The following is a 13,481-nucleotide window of genomic DNA, read 5'->3' as shown; positions in this document are numbered from 1 at the left end:
CCTTCATGGACAGGAAATTATTATCGTACAATAAGTGTATAACTTAAAGCCCGACCGCTCCCCCGCCCCATGACGGCAGAAGGCCGCCCTGGGGCGGCCTTCGATGGAGAGGCTATGCACTGCCGATCAGGAGGGGTCGGTCTCCTTCGGTTCGCGCCGGGCGTTGGCCTCGGTCTCGTGACCGCTCTTTAGCTCGTGGGTGAGCGGATCGTAGTTGGGGCGCAGTTCATCCTTGACCGTGCCGCTCCACAGCTTGGAGCCGACGAAGTAGCCGGCCCGACCGATCACGTGGGCGGCCACCGGGGCGGTCATCAGGATGAAGACGATGATGGCGAAGGCGCGCGCCGCCACTCCCACCTCGGCGAAGTGCATCGCCACCGACAGCATGATCAGGATCACCCCGAGGGCCGCGGCCTTGGTGGTGGCGTGCAGGCGAGTCAGCAGGTCGGGCAGGCGCAGGATTCCCAGGGCGGCCAGCAGCATGAATGTGGCGCCCGTCAGGATGAGGGTGCCCTTGATGAACTCAATCATCGCGCGGTCCTCCACGTTCCAGGAAACGGGCGAAACCGATCGCCGCCAGGAAGCCCATCAGGGCGATGACGATGGCGGCGTCGATGAAGCTCGACACACCGGAGCTGATGGCGTAGACGCCCACCAGGCCCACCACGATGGTGGAGAACAGCTCCAGGGCCACGACACGATCGGGCAGGCTCGGCCCACGCACCACGCGCACGAAGGCGAGGACCAGCCCCAGGCTCATGATGACCTGGCTGATCAGGATCACGGTATCCATGCGGGCACCTCTCGGCAAGGCTCAGCGAAACAGTTCCAGGGCACGGTATTCCATTTCCTTGAGGTTGCGGCGTAGCTCCTCCTCATCGTCGAGGAACATGGCGTGGATGTAGAGCACCTTGCGGTCGTCGGAGACGTCCAGACTCAGGGTGCCGGGGGTCAGGGAGATCAGGTTGGCCACCATGGTGATCTCCAGTTCGGTATGCGCCTCCAGGGGCAAGGCGATCACCCCGGGCTTCATGTGCCAGGGCGGGGTCAGGATGTCGAAGGCCACCTTGAGGTTGGCCATCAGCAGCTCCTTGATGAAGAAGCCGATGAACCCCAGGATCCTCGGGATGCGTCCCGGATAGCCCTTGAGGGCCTCCACCTGGGGCTCGATCAGCAGCAAGGCGATGTAGCCGATCACCAGCCCCACCACCAGGTTGAGGCCGGTGAAGTCGCCGCTCAGCACGACCCAGGCCAGGGCCAGCAGCAGGTTCCAGATGGCTCCGGTCATGGGCTTGCCTCCTCGCTTGCCGGCGCCTCGATGAGGGCCTCGCTGACGTCCACGTTACCGCCCAGCACCGCATCGATGTAGCCCTGGGGGTTCATCAGCTGCGCCCCGACGGTGTTCATCAGGCCCATCAGTGGCTCGGCAAAGATGCCGATCAGCAGCGACAGCGCCGCCAGCACCCCCACCGGCAGGGTCATCAGCCACAGGCTCGCCTTGACCATGCGGCCATCGTCACCCACCCCGGTCTCGCGCTCGGGCACCAGGTTATCCTCGGGCAGCGCCTTCCAGAATACCTCGTTCCAGATCTTGACCATGGAATAGAGCGTCATGAAGCCAACCGCCAGGGCGACGGCCGTGACCACGTAGGCCTCCGCCTCGATGCCGGCGCGCACGATCACGAACTTGGCGAAGAAGCCCGACAGCGGCGGGATACCGGCCAGGGAGAAGGCGGAGAGGAAGAAGGCCACGGCAAGCCAGGGGCGCTCCTTGTAGAGCCCGCCCATCTTCTTGAGCTGGTAGGTGCCCTGCAGGCGACGGGTGATGCCGCTGATCAGGAAGAGGTTGGTCTTGACCACGATGTTGTGCATGACCGCGAAGATGCCACCGGCGATGGCCAGGGGCGTGTAGAGCGCCAGCCCCAGGATCATGTAGCCGATCTGGCTGACGATATGGAACGACAGGATGCGGCGGAACTCGTACTGCGCCGCCGCGCCCAGCACCCCGGTGACCATGGTCAGGGCCGCCCCCCAGATCAGCAGGTCCTGGGTATAGTCCAGGGTCTCGTCGAACATGAGGGTAAAGACCCGGTACAGCGAGTAGACCCCCACCTTGGTGAGCAGGCCGGCGAATAGCGCCGACACCGCCACCGGCGGCGTGTGGTAGGAGGCCGGCAGCCAGAAGAACAGCGGGAAGGCCGCCGCCTTGATGCCGAAGGCCACCATGAACATCACCGCCAGCACCTCCACCATGCCCTGATGCTCGGCCTCGTGGAGGCGCAGGGCGATGTCGGCCATGTTGAGGGTGCCCACCATGCCGTAGAGCAGGCCGATGGCGGTGAGAAAGATCACCGAGGCCAGCAGGTTGAGGGTCACGTACTTGATCGCCCCTTCCATCTGCGCCTTCTCGCCGCCGAGGATCAGCAGCGCGAAGCTGGCCACCAGCATCACCTCGAACCAGACGTAGAGGTTGAAGATGTCGCCGGTGAGGAAGGCGCCGGCCACCCCGGCCAGCAGCAGGTGCATCAGCGGGTAGAAGCCGAACTTCTCGTGGTCCGGCCCGGTAGAGGCCAGCGAGTAGATGGCGATCACCAGGCCGATCAGCGCGGTGAGCACGATCATCACCGCGCTGAGCATGTCGGCCACCAGGGTGATGCCGTAGGGAGCCTCCCAGCCGCCCATCTGGATGATCACGTAGCCATCCTGATACACCGAGGTGAACAGCCACAGCGCCACCACCAGCAGTGCCAGGCTGCCGGCCACGGCGGTGAAGCGTTGCATGGGCCGCGAGCGCCAGAACAGCAGCGAGATGGCACCCGACAGCAGCGGCAGGAGGACGGGGAGTGCGACTTCGGGCCTCACGTATCGGTATCCTTCATCTTGTCCAGGTCATCGGCCTTGACGATCTCGTAGGCCCGGCGAATCAGCACCACGGCGAAGGCCAGCACGCCGAAGGCGATCACGATGGCAGTCAGTACCACCGCCTGGGGCAAGGGGTCTGCCACTATCCCTTCCGGGGCCAGCATGCCCTCGGGAATCAGCGGCGGTGCGCCGCGGGTCATCCCCGCCGAGGTGAAGATCAACAGGTTGGCGGCGTTCGACAGCAGCATCAGCCCGATCACCAGCTTGACGATGGAGCGGCGCAGCATCAGGAAGATCGCGGCGGCATACAGCATGCCGATGGCAATCGCCATCAGGGGTTCCATAGGGCATCTCCTGTCCGGTGGGCGGCGTTCTCAGGGCTCATCCTTGTCCACCTCCATCAGGGTCATCACCATGGTGAGCACCGAGCCGAGCACGGCCAGGTAGACGCCGATATCGAAGATCAGCGGCGTCGAGGCCTTGAAGTCGATGCCGGGGATCTCCCACCACTGGGCGGTGAGGAAGGGCTCGCCGACGAACCAGGCCGGCACCACCGAGATCATGCCCAGCAGCAGACCCATGCCGATCAGGTCTCGGGGGTCGAGCATGCGCAACACCTCCTTGGTGGCGCTGACTCCAAAGGCGAACAGGTACACGGTAAAGGCACCGGCGGCCACCAGGCCGGCAATGAAGCCGCCGCCGGGCTCGTCGTGGCCACGCAGCAGCAGGAAGATCGAGAACATGAGCTGCAACGGGACCAGCATGCGTGCGGCGGTGTTGAGGATGATGGTGCCGGACTTAACCATCGGCGTTCTCCTTGACCGAGGCGCTCTTCTTCGGTTTCTCCGGGGCGCGCAGCTTGAGCATGGCGAAGACCCCGATGGCGGCCAGGGCCAGCACGAAGATCTCGCCCAGGGTGTCCAGGGCGCGGTAGTCCACCAGGATCACGTTGACGATATTGCGTCCATGGGCCAGCGGCGCGCTGTTGGCGATCATATAGTCGGAGATCGGCACGAACTGGTCGATGCTCCAGGAGGTGAGCACCAGCAGAGTGATCAGCCCACCCAGGCTGCCGGCCACCACCACGTCGCGCACCCGCTCCAGGGGAGTGGAGAGGTTCGAGAAGCGCGGCAGGCGGAACAGCACCAGCACCAGCAGGATCACCGTCAGGGTTTCCACCAGCAGCTGGGTGATGCCCAGATCGGGAGCGCTGAACAGGATGAAGATCAGCGCGATGGAGAAGCCCATGATACCCACCGAGACCACGGCACCGAGCCGCGAGTGGGAGATGGTGGCGAACAGGGCGCCCATCACCATGGTGCCGACCACGATGGCCTCGTGGAACTGCACGTCCAGGGCGATATGGAACTGGGGCGCGTGGCGCAGCAGCAGCGAGTTGCCCACCAGGGCGATCAGGGTAACGATCATCACCAGGATGTAATTGCGCATATAGCCATTCTGCAGCAACCGAGTCTGCCAGTCGGAGACCACCACCACGCCATCCATGAAGGCGTCGTAGCCGGCCTCCGGGCCGCGGGAGAGCAGCGGGTCGAGGCGTGCCAGCCGCGCGCGCACGCGATCCCAGCGCGTGAACAGCAGGTAGCCCAGCGCCAGGCTCACCAGCGACATCAGCAGCGGCAGGTTGATGCCGTGCCACAGCGACAGCTTGACCGCCACCGGCGTGCCGGCCACCGCCGAGGCCGCCGCGGTCAGAAGCCCGGTGCCGGCCAGCGTCGGCAGCAGGCCCAGCAGCAGCGAGAGCATGGCCAGCACCGCCGGGCCCAGCAGCATGGAAGCCGGCGCCTCATGGGCCACCCGCGGTGTCTGGCGGCGCTGCCCGAAGAAGGGCCGCAGCACCACGATGGCCGCCACGGCGATGGTCAAGATCGCCGCGGAGAAGGCCAGCAGCAGGACCAGCCACCGCCAGGCGCTCGCCTCGAGCACCGACTCGAACATCAGCTCCTTGCCGATGAAGCCGAACAGCGGCGGCACCCCGGCCAGCGACAGCGCCGCTACCATGGCCACCACGGCGGTGATCGGCATCAGCGGGCGCAGCCCACCCATGGCGGTGACGTCCTTGGTGCCGGTCTCGTGGTCGAGGATGCCGGCCACCATGAACAACGCCCCCTTGTAGAGGGAGTGGGCCAGCAGGAAGGTGACGAAGGCGATCATCGCCCCCTCGGTGCCGATGCCCAGCAGCATGGTCAGGGTACCCAGCGCCATCACCGTGGAGTAGGCGAGTAGCTTCTTGATGTTGGTGTGGCGAATGGCCAGGAAGGCGCCGGTGAACATGGTCAGTGCCCCCACCACCGAGAGCGTCACCGTCCACATCTCGGTGCCGCCCAGGCTCGGCTGCAGGCGGGCCAGCAGGTAAATGCCCGCCTTGACCATGGTGGCCGAGTGCAGGTAGGCGGAGACCGGGGTGGGGGCCGCCATGGCGTTGGGCAGCCAGAAGTGGAAGGGAAACTGGGCCGACTTGGTGAAGGCACCGAGCAGCAGGCAGATCAGCAACGGCGTGTAGAGGTCATGGTCGCGCAGCACATCGCCCATGGCATTGAGCTCGGAGAGCGACCAGCTCTCCCCGGCCACACCCAGCATCGCCAGGCCCGCCATCAGCGCCAACCCACCCGCCACGGTGACGAAGAGCCCCTGGCGAGCCGACTTGCGCGCCTCGAGATCGGTGTGATTGAAGCCGATCAACAGGTAGGAGGTGATGCTGGTCAGCTCCCAGAACACGAACAGGGTAAACAGGCCGTCGGCCAACACCAGCCCCAGCATGGAGACCATGAAGGCAAGCAGCGCCAGATGAAAGCGCATCAGGTCGGGGTGCCCCTTCAGGTAGCCCCCGGCGTAGATCAGCACGAAGGTGCCGATGCCGGTGACCAGCAGCGCAAACAGCATCGACAGACCGTCGACCACGAAGGTCAGGCTCATCCCCAGCGAGGGCACCCACTCCATGGCAAACACCAGGGTCTCGCCGGCCATCACCGCCGGCAGTTGACTCAGGAACCACAGCGCCAGGGCCCCGGGGAAGGCGGCCAGGAAGAAGCTGGCGCGATCGCCGAACCAGCGATGGAAGAGCGGCGCCAGCGCGGCCAGCAGGAATCCCGATAGCACGGCGAATTGCATCAAGGTAGCTCTCCTGGTCTGGTTCGTCCGAAGGTCCAAGGGGCGCCCATCGGGCCTAGCCGACCTGGATCAGCATTCGCCTAATGGATGACGCGGCGCAGCACCCAGCGGCCTGTTTATCAATAGTGAAAGCCTATAGACTCTCGCCGGCGAGTGGCAAGAACGGGCCATGCATCAACGTAAACGAAAGTCGCCATTGTATCATTAGTTAATGATTATCATGCGAATTTTCGCTGCGCCCGGTTGCCGCATACCAGCGCCTCGGCACCCCTCCGGGTCGTCGAGATGAACACGAGCCGGGCGGTGACGTGGCTGCCCGGGCCCAAGGCATCCTGGCGATGCCCGGCCTGGCCAATTGCGCCCCCGCCATTGCGTGGATGAGCAAACCAATGGCACTGATGTGGATCCCCCTCCTCACCCTGCTCGGCGCCCTGGTGCCGATATCCACCTCTCGCCATGGTCGCCGCACCTGCGTCCTCGCCACCCTGATCGCCCCCCTGCTCGCGCTCGGCCTGGTGCTGCTCCAGGCACCGGCGGTGCTCGGCGGCGAGGTGGTCCGTTTCTCGCTGACCTGGATGCCCCAGCTGGGCCTCGATCTCGCACTGCGCATCGACGGCCTGACGATGCTGTTTGCGCTGCTGATACTGGGCATCGGCAGCCTGATCCTCTACTACACCGGCCACTACCTGAGCGCCAAGGAGGACGACGGCCGCTTTCTCTCCTACATGATGCTGTTCATGACCGCCATGGTCGGCATCGTCATGGCCGACAACCTGCTGCTGCTGTGGCTGTTCTGGGAGCTGACCAGCATCACCTCCTTCCTGCTGATCGGCTTCTGGGGACACCGCAGCGACGCCCGACGCGGGGCGCGCATGGCCCTTGCAGTGACCGGCGCCGGCGGCCTGGCCCTGCTCGCCGGCCTGCTGCTGATCGGCCAGACGGTGGGCAGCTTCGACATGAGCGAGGTGCTGGCCGCCGGCGACCTGATTCGCGCCTCGGATCACTACCCGCTGATCCTGGCGCTGGTGCTGTTCGGCGCCTTCACCAAGTCGGCCCAGTTTCCCTTCCACTTCTGGCTGCCCCACGCCATGTCGGCCCCCACCCCGGTCTCTGCCTTCCTGCACTCGGCCACCATGGTCAAGGCCGGGGTCTTCCTGATGGCCCGGCTCACCCCGGCGCTGGGCGGCAGCGAGCTGTGGGCAGTATCGCTCTCCCTGGTGGGCCTCGCCACCATGCTCTACGCCGCCTGGTTCGCCCTGATGGAGCGTGACCTCAAGGGCATCCTGGCCTTCTCCACGGTGAGCCACCTGGGCCTGATCACCCTGCTGCTGGGCCTGGGCAGCCCGCTGGCCATCGTCGCCGCGGTGTTCCACATCCTCAACCACGCCACCTTCAAGGCGGCGCTGTTCATGAGCGTGGGCATCATCGACCACGAGACCGGCACCCGCGACATCGACCGTCTGGGCGCCCTGTGGTCGATGATGCCGCTCACCGGCACCATGGTGATCCTGGCGGGCTCCGCCATGGCCGGCTTTCCGCCCTTCAACGGCTTCCTCTCCAAGGAGATGTTGTTCGAGCAGAGCCTGCTCAACAACGTGCTGGGGGCATTGAGCGCGCTGATCCCGCTGCTGGTGATGGTGGCCGCTACCCTCTCGGTGGCCTACTCGCTGCGCCTGATCTGGAGCCTGTTCTTCGCCGCCCCCAAGCTGACCCGGGAGCAGAAAGCGCAGCCACCCATGCAGGCGCACGATCCAGCCCGCGGCATGCTGGCACCGGGCCTGTTCCTGGCGGCGATGAGCCTGGCGGTGGGCCTGTTCCCCATGGCCCTGGCCGGCCCTCTGGTCAATGCCGCCAGCCTCGCCGTGCAGGGCGACACCACTCCACTGTTCACCCTCTCGCTATGGCACGGCCTCAACCTGCCCCTGGCCATGAGCCTGGTGGCGGTGGCTGCCGGGGTGCTGGTACTGCGCCAGCACCGCCGCCTGGCCGCGATCACGGCCCTGTTCCCCGCCCGTGACGCCGGGCGAATCTTCGAGGCCGCCGTGCTGCGGGTGATCAAGGCGGCGCTGTGGCTGACCCAGCGCCTGGAGAACGGCTCCCTGCAGCGCTACCAGGCGCTGCTGCTCCTGTGCGCCCTGGCCATGGTGGCGGTGGGACTGGCCAAGCTCGACGCCCTGACCGGCCCGCTGGGCCTGCAGCCGGTTGATGGCATGCTGGTCCTGGGGGCGGCACTGATGGTCTTCGGCGCCATCGGCAGCGCCCTGAGCCATCGCTGGCGGCTGGTCTCGCTGCTGATGCTTTCGGTAGTGGGCCTCACCGTCTCGCTGACCTTCGTGCGCTTCTCCGCCCCCGACCTGGCGCTGACGCAGCTCTCGGTGGAGGTGGTGTCGATGATCCTGTTCATCCTGGCGCTGTTCTTCCTGCCCCAACGCCCTCCCCTGCTGGTCTCGAGCCGGCGCATCCTGCGCGACCTGCTGCTCGCCGTCTCGCTGGGGCTGGTCGTCGCGATGCTCAACTATGCGCTGCTGACCCGTGAGACGATCTCGATTGCCGACTACTTCCTGCGCGAAGCGCTGCCCGGCGGTGGCGGCACCAACGTGGTCAACGTCATCCTGGTGGACTTCCGCGGCTTCGATACCCTGGGAGAGATCACCGTGCTGACCCTGGCGGGCCTGGCCACCTTCAAGCTGCTCAACCGCATGCGGCTGTTCATGCCGGCGGGCAACCTGGAGGGCATTCGCTGGTCGCGGCACCGCCACCCGATGATCCTCGCCGTGGTGGCCCAGATCCTGCTTCCACTCGCCCTGCTGGTGTCGGTCTACATCTTCCTGCGCGGCCACAACCAGCCTGGCGGCGGCTTCATCGCCGGCCTGATCACCGCCGTGGCGCTGATCCTGCAGTACATGGCCCGCGGCCACGACTGGACCCGCGAGCGCCTGCCGATCTCCTACCCGGTGGTGGCGGTCTCCGGCCTGGCCATCGCGGTGGCCACGGGCCTGGCCAGCTGGCTGTTCGGCTACCCCTTCCTCACCTCCGCCTTCGGCCACTTCCATATCCCGCTGATCGGCGAGATCGAGCTGGCCTCGGCGATGCTCTTCGACCTGGGGGTCTACCTGGCCGTGGTCGGCGCCACCCTGATGATCCTGATCAACCTGGGCAGGGTCACCACGATCCATCGCCCGACGCTGGAGGAACGCTGATGGAAGCCCTCTTCTCGATGGTGGTCGGCATGCTCACCGCCAGCGGCATCTACCTGCTGCTGCGCGGGCGTACCTTTCCGGTCATCGTCGGCCTCACCCTGCTCGGCTATGCGGTGAACCTCTTCCTGTTCTCCACCGGAGGCCTGCACACCCACGCCGCGGCAGTGATCGGCGAGTCGATCAACCCGGCCGACCCGCTGCCCCAGGCGCTGGTGCTCACCGCTATCGTCATCGGCTTCGCCATGACCGCCTTCGTTGTGATCCTCGCGATCCGCGCCCGCAGCGAGCTGGGCAGCGACCACGTCGACGGCCAGCAGGGTGAAGGGGGAGATGCCAAATGATCCAGCACCTGATCACCCTGCCGGTCCTGATCCCGATGATCGGCGCCTTGGTGCTGCTGCTGACCAGCCAGGCCAGCGACGCCCGCCGGCGCCAGTTGAGCATCGCGATGTGCGTGGCCCAGGTGCTGGTCAGTGCCTGGCTGCTGTCCCGCGCCGCCGGCGGTGAGCTGCTGTTCTACGCCCTGGGCAACTGGCAAGCCCCCTTCGGCATCGTGCTGATGGTCGATCGCCTGTCGGCGCTGATGCTTGCCCTCACCGCGGTGCTGGCGCTGGGCTGCGTGCTGTTTGCCAGCGCCGGCGAGGATGCCCGCGGCAGCAACTTCCACGGCCTCTTCCAGCTGCAGCTGATGGGGCTCAACGGTGCCTTCCTCACCGGCGACCTGTTCAACCTCTTCGTGTTCTTCGAGATCCTGTTGCTGGCTTCCTATGCCCTGCTGATGCACGGCGGCGGCAAGGAGCGCATCGGTGCAGGCCTCCATTACGTGATCCTCAACCTGGCGGGCTCGGCGCTCTTCCTGGTGGCGCTGGGCGTGCTCTACGGCGCCACCGGCACCCTCAACATGGCCGATATGGCGCGCCGCGTCGCAGTGATGTCCGGCGACCAGGCGGCGCTGGTGACCGCCGGTGCCCTGCTGCTGATCGTGGTCTTCAGTCTCAAGGCCGCGCTGCTTCCCCTCTATTTCTGGCTGCCGCGCACCTACGCGGCGGCGCCGGCGCCGGTGGCCGCGCTGTTCGCCATCATGACCAAGGTGGGGCTCTACGCCATCCTGCGGGTGCAGTCACTGATCTTCGCCGACACTCCCGCCGCCGAGGCGATCACCGCCTGGCTGTGGTGGGCGGGGCTGGCCACCATCGCCCTGGCCGGTATCGGCGTGCTGGCGGCCCGAGACCTGCGCACCCTGGTGGCCTACCTGGTGCTGGTCTCGGTGGGCACCCTGCTGGCCGGCCAGGCGCTGGGCACCATCGAGGCGGTCGGCGCCCTGCTCTACTACCTGCCCCACACCACCCTGGCGTGCGGCGCCCTCTACCTGATCGCCGAGCTGATCGGGCAGCAGCGCGGCAAGGCGGGCACCCGCCTGGTGCGCGGCCGCCGCCTCTACCAGCGCCACCTGCTGGGCGGCATGTTCCTGATCGCCGCCGTGGCCGTGGCCGGCCTGCCGCCCCTGGCAGGCGCCCTGGGCAAGCTGCTGCTGATGCAGGCCGCCGAGGGAGCCGCCCGGCTGTGGCTGTGGCCGCTGCTGCTGCTGGCCGGGCTCTGTGCGCTGCTCGCCATGTCTCGGGCCGGTTCGGTGTTCTTCTGGGCCAGCTACAAGGGCGAGGTGGACAGCGGCCGAGTGTCACGGCCCCAACTGGCGGGCGTGCTCTGGCTGCTGGCCAGCGCACCGCTGCTGGTGGGCTTCGCCGGTCCGGTCAGCGACTACGCCCGCGCTACCGCCGAACAGCTGGCCGAGCCGCAGGTCGTGGTCTCCCGGCTGCTCGGTGAATCCCCTGCCCTGCAGTTCGGTCGGCTGACCACATCCGAGGGAGAGTCACCATGAGAGCCATGGGTCGCCTGCTGCCCACCCCCACCCTGTCGCTGGTGCTGCTGGTTGTCTGGCTGCTGCTGGTGCGCAGCGTCGCACCCGGCCAGCTGCTCCTCGGCGCCTTCCTGGCGGTGGGCATTCCACTGCTCACCCGCGGCTTCTGGGAACCGCTGCCGCGGGTGCGTCACCCGATCAAACTGACCCTGTTCGTGATCAAGGTGCTCCTTGACATCGTCAAGGCCAACCTCCAGGTGAGCCTGCTGATCCTGTCACCGAAGCGCGAGCCCCATCCCGGCTTCATCGAGTACCCCCTGCAGGTCAAGGAACCGCTGACCATCACCCTGCTGGCCAACACCATCACCATGACCCCGGGCACCGTCTCCACCAACATCCGCCTGGACCGCTCGTCGCTGCTGATCCATGTGCTCGACATGCAGGATGAGCAGGCGCTGGTGCGCGAGATACAGGAGCGCTATGAGCGCCCGCTCAAGGAGATCTTCGAATGCTAGATATCGCGTTGATGATCAGCCTGGGCCTGATCGTGGCGGCCATGGCCATGAACGTGCTGCGGCTGGCCATGGGACCCGACGTGCCCGACCGGCTGCTGGCCCTGGACACCCTCTACGTCAACTCCATCGCGCTGATCGTGCTGCTGGGGCTGTGGCTGAACACCAAGACCTACTTCGAGGCGGCGATCCTGATCGCCATGCTGGGCTTCGTCGGCACCATGGCCATCTGCCGCTACCTGCTGCGCGGCGATATCATCGAGTGAGGAGGCCAACATGACGTTCTACGTGATCGCCGAGGGCGTGATCGCCTTCCTGCTGGTGGCGGGCGGCGTGTTCGCCTTCACCGGCTCGCTGGGCATGCTGCAGTTCAAGGACTTCTTCATGCGCCTGCACGGCCCCACCAAGGGGACCACCCTGGGGATCGGCTGCGTGCTGATCGCCTCGATGCTCTACTTCACCATCACCCAGCGCGAGTTCCACGTGCAGGAGCTGCTGATCACCCTGTTCCTGTTCATCACCGCGCCGGTCACTGGCCACATGCTGGCCAAGACCGGCCTGCACATGCACCTGCGCTTCATCACCAGCACCCGCGGCTCGCTGCCGGAGCTGCGCGATGAGGACGTGGGCCAGAGCCGGGTGGCGCGTCCCGCCAAGGCACGCCACCCCTGGCGCATACGCCGCAAGTCCCTACAGAAGTCCCGCCAGAAGCCCCGCCTGCCCCGCTGACGCCAGGGACAGGTCAGGCCAGGCAGCCCTCAGCCCCCGGGAGCCACCCAGCCGGACAGCTCGTTGTCGATGATGGCAACGAGCGCGGCGATATGGTCGTCGCGCTCATTGAGGCAGGGCACATAGGTGAAGGACTCGCCTCCCGCCGCCAGGAAGGCATCGCGGATCTCCTCCTCGATCTCCTCCAGGGTCTCCACGCAGTCGGAAGAGAAGGCCGGCGAGATCACCGCGATGTGCTTCCTGCCCTGTCGGGCCAACTCGGCCACGTGCTCCACGGTGGCTGGTCCCACCCACTCCTCGGGCCCGAACTGGGACTGGAAGGCGGTCTGGATGGCCTCGCTCTCCCAGCCCAGTGCCTCGCGCAGCAGCCGCGTGGTCTTCTGGCACTGGCAGTGGTAGGGGTCGCCCTCCATCAGATAGCGCTTGGGCACCCCGTGGTAGGAGGCCACCAGCACCTCGGGCGGCGTCGCCGCGGTCGTATAGGCCTCGCGCACCGTGTTGGCCAGCGCCTCGATATACTGAGGATGCTCGAAGTAGGCGGGCACGGTACGCAGCGCCGGCTGCCACTTGAGGGTCATCAGGGTGCGGAACGCCTGATCATTGGCGGTGGCGGTGGTCGGCGAGGCGTACTGGGGGTAGAGCGGGAAGAACAGGATCTTCTCGCAGCCCGCCGCCTGCATCCGCTTGAGCACGCTGTCGGTAGAGGGGTTGCCGTAGCGCATGCAGAAGTCGACCATCACCTGATCGCCGAACATCGCCTCCAGGCCTTCGGCCACCTTGCGGGTCTGTTCCCGGGTAGTGGTCAACAGCGGGCTCTCATTCTTCTCGGTGTTCCAGATGCTCCGATAGGCCTCGCCGGACTTGAAGGGCCGCCGCGACAGGATGATCAGCTGCAGCAGCGGCTGCCACTTCCAGTCCGGGTAGTCGACCACCCGCTTGTCGGAGAGGAACTCGCTGAGATAGCGGCGCATGGACCAGTAGTCGGTGGCATCCGGCGTGCCCAGGTTGGCCAGCAGTACGCCCACCTTGGCGCGGGGGACCGGTGGGTGGTCGCCCGGCGCATGGGCCAGGCGACCGTTGCCGGGGCGGTCCATGTCGGGGTTGGCCGAATCCTGGGTCGCGGTGGTCATGGGATGGCTCCTTGGTCGGTGCGCTCAGGGTGGTGATGTGGGTGTGACAAGACGCGGACTA

14 protein-coding genes are annotated in these 13,481 nt (G+C 66.5%); 6 read left to right on the top strand and 8 right to left on the bottom strand.

Annotation, left to right across the window (positions count from 1 at the left end):
* Positions 1–126: 126 nt before the first annotated feature.
* Genes mnhG through ACM26W_RS04825 form a run of 7 tightly spaced genes read right to left on the bottom strand, consistent with a single transcriptional unit; the run spans position 127 to position 5,991 of the window.
* Positions 127–531 (bottom strand): monovalent cation/H(+) antiporter subunit G, encoded by a 405-nt coding sequence (gene mnhG / locus ACM26W_RS04855; RefSeq protein ID WP_416139722.1) that lies wholly within the window; start codon positions 529–531, stop codon positions 127–129.
* Entirely contained in the window at positions 524–793 is a 270-nt protein-coding gene (locus tag ACM26W_RS04850) for a monovalent cation/H+ antiporter complex subunit F (RefSeq protein WP_416139721.1), read from the bottom strand. Before ACM26W_RS04850 ends, mnhG begins: the two co-directional genes overlap by 8 nt.
* A 21-nt stretch (positions 794–814) precedes the next feature.
* Positions 815–1,288 carry a Na+/H+ antiporter subunit E gene (locus tag ACM26W_RS04845; RefSeq protein ID WP_416139720.1) on the bottom strand — a complete coding sequence of 158 codons (474 nt, stop codon included), beginning with the start codon at positions 1,286–1,288 and terminating at the stop codon, positions 815–817.
* Positions 1,285–2,862 (bottom strand): Na+/H+ antiporter subunit D, encoded by a 1,578-nt coding sequence (locus tag ACM26W_RS04840; protein WP_416139719.1) that lies wholly within the window; start codon positions 2,860–2,862, stop codon positions 1,285–1,287. The genes ACM26W_RS04845 and ACM26W_RS04840 overlap by 4 nt, the downstream gene beginning before the upstream one ends.
* Complete coding sequence (locus ACM26W_RS04835; protein WP_416139718.1) at positions 2,859–3,206, bottom strand: Na+/H+ antiporter subunit C; 348 nt, start codon at positions 3,204–3,206, stop codon at positions 2,859–2,861. Before ACM26W_RS04835 ends, ACM26W_RS04840 begins: the two co-directional genes overlap by 4 nt.
* Positions 3,207–3,236: 30 nt before the next feature.
* Positions 3,237–3,668: a Na+/H+ antiporter subunit B gene (locus ACM26W_RS04830; protein WP_416139717.1), complete on the bottom strand. Its 432-nt coding sequence runs from the start codon at positions 3,666–3,668 to the stop codon at positions 3,237–3,239.
* Entirely contained in the window at positions 3,661–5,991 is a 2,331-nt protein-coding gene (locus tag ACM26W_RS04825; RefSeq protein WP_416140815.1) for a putative monovalent cation/H+ antiporter subunit A, read from the bottom strand. Before ACM26W_RS04825 ends, ACM26W_RS04830 begins: the two co-directional genes overlap by 8 nt.
* A 389-nt stretch (positions 5,992–6,380) precedes the next feature.
* Here ACM26W_RS04825 and ACM26W_RS04820 point away from each other — a divergent pair, with 389 nt between their 5' ends.
* The 6 genes from ACM26W_RS04820 to ACM26W_RS04795 are packed head-to-tail and all read left to right on the top strand — an operon-like array spanning position 6,381 to position 12,290.
* Positions 6,381–9,191, top strand: a complete 2,811-nt coding sequence (locus ACM26W_RS04820; protein WP_416139716.1) for a monovalent cation/H+ antiporter subunit A — start codon at positions 6,381–6,383, stop codon at positions 9,189–9,191.
* Entirely contained in the window at positions 9,191–9,532 is a 342-nt protein-coding gene (locus ACM26W_RS04815) for a Na+/H+ antiporter subunit C (RefSeq protein WP_416139715.1), read from the top strand. Before ACM26W_RS04820 ends, ACM26W_RS04815 begins: the two co-directional genes overlap by 1 nt.
* Positions 9,529–11,070, top strand: coding sequence for a monovalent cation/H+ antiporter subunit D (locus ACM26W_RS04810; RefSeq protein ID WP_416139714.1), 1,542 nt, complete (start codon positions 9,529–9,531; stop codon positions 11,068–11,070). The genes ACM26W_RS04815 and ACM26W_RS04810 overlap by 4 nt, the downstream gene beginning before the upstream one ends.
* On the top strand, positions 11,067–11,564 hold the full coding sequence (locus tag ACM26W_RS04805; protein WP_416139713.1) for a Na+/H+ antiporter subunit E: 498 nt from the start codon (positions 11,067–11,069) through the stop codon (positions 11,562–11,564). Before ACM26W_RS04810 ends, ACM26W_RS04805 begins: the two co-directional genes overlap by 4 nt.
* Entirely contained in the window at positions 11,558–11,827 is a 270-nt protein-coding gene (locus ACM26W_RS04800; protein ID WP_416139712.1) for a K+/H+ antiporter subunit F, read from the top strand. Before ACM26W_RS04805 ends, ACM26W_RS04800 begins: the two co-directional genes overlap by 7 nt.
* Before the next feature lie 10 nt (positions 11,828–11,837).
* Positions 11,838–12,290 carry a Na+/H+ antiporter subunit G gene (locus ACM26W_RS04795; protein ID WP_416139711.1) on the top strand — a complete coding sequence of 151 codons (453 nt, stop codon included), beginning with the start codon at positions 11,838–11,840 and terminating at the stop codon, positions 12,288–12,290.
* Between the two features lie 29 nt (positions 12,291–12,319).
* Here ACM26W_RS04795 and hemH read toward each other — a convergent pair whose 3' ends face one another.
* A complete protein-coding gene (hemH, locus tag ACM26W_RS04790; RefSeq protein WP_416139710.1) occupies positions 12,320–13,420 on the bottom strand; it encodes a ferrochelatase in 1,101 nt (366 codons plus the stop codon).
* Positions 13,421–13,481: the final 61 nt, after the last annotated feature.

Source organism: Halomonas sp. HK25 (assembly GCF_047795635.1).
In the GTDB taxonomy this organism is placed as follows: domain Bacteria; phylum Pseudomonadota; class Gammaproteobacteria; order Pseudomonadales; family Halomonadaceae; genus Halomonas.
The sequence above is the reverse complement of the archived record's forward strand: the minus strand, read 5'-3'. Positions and strand labels throughout refer to the sequence as shown.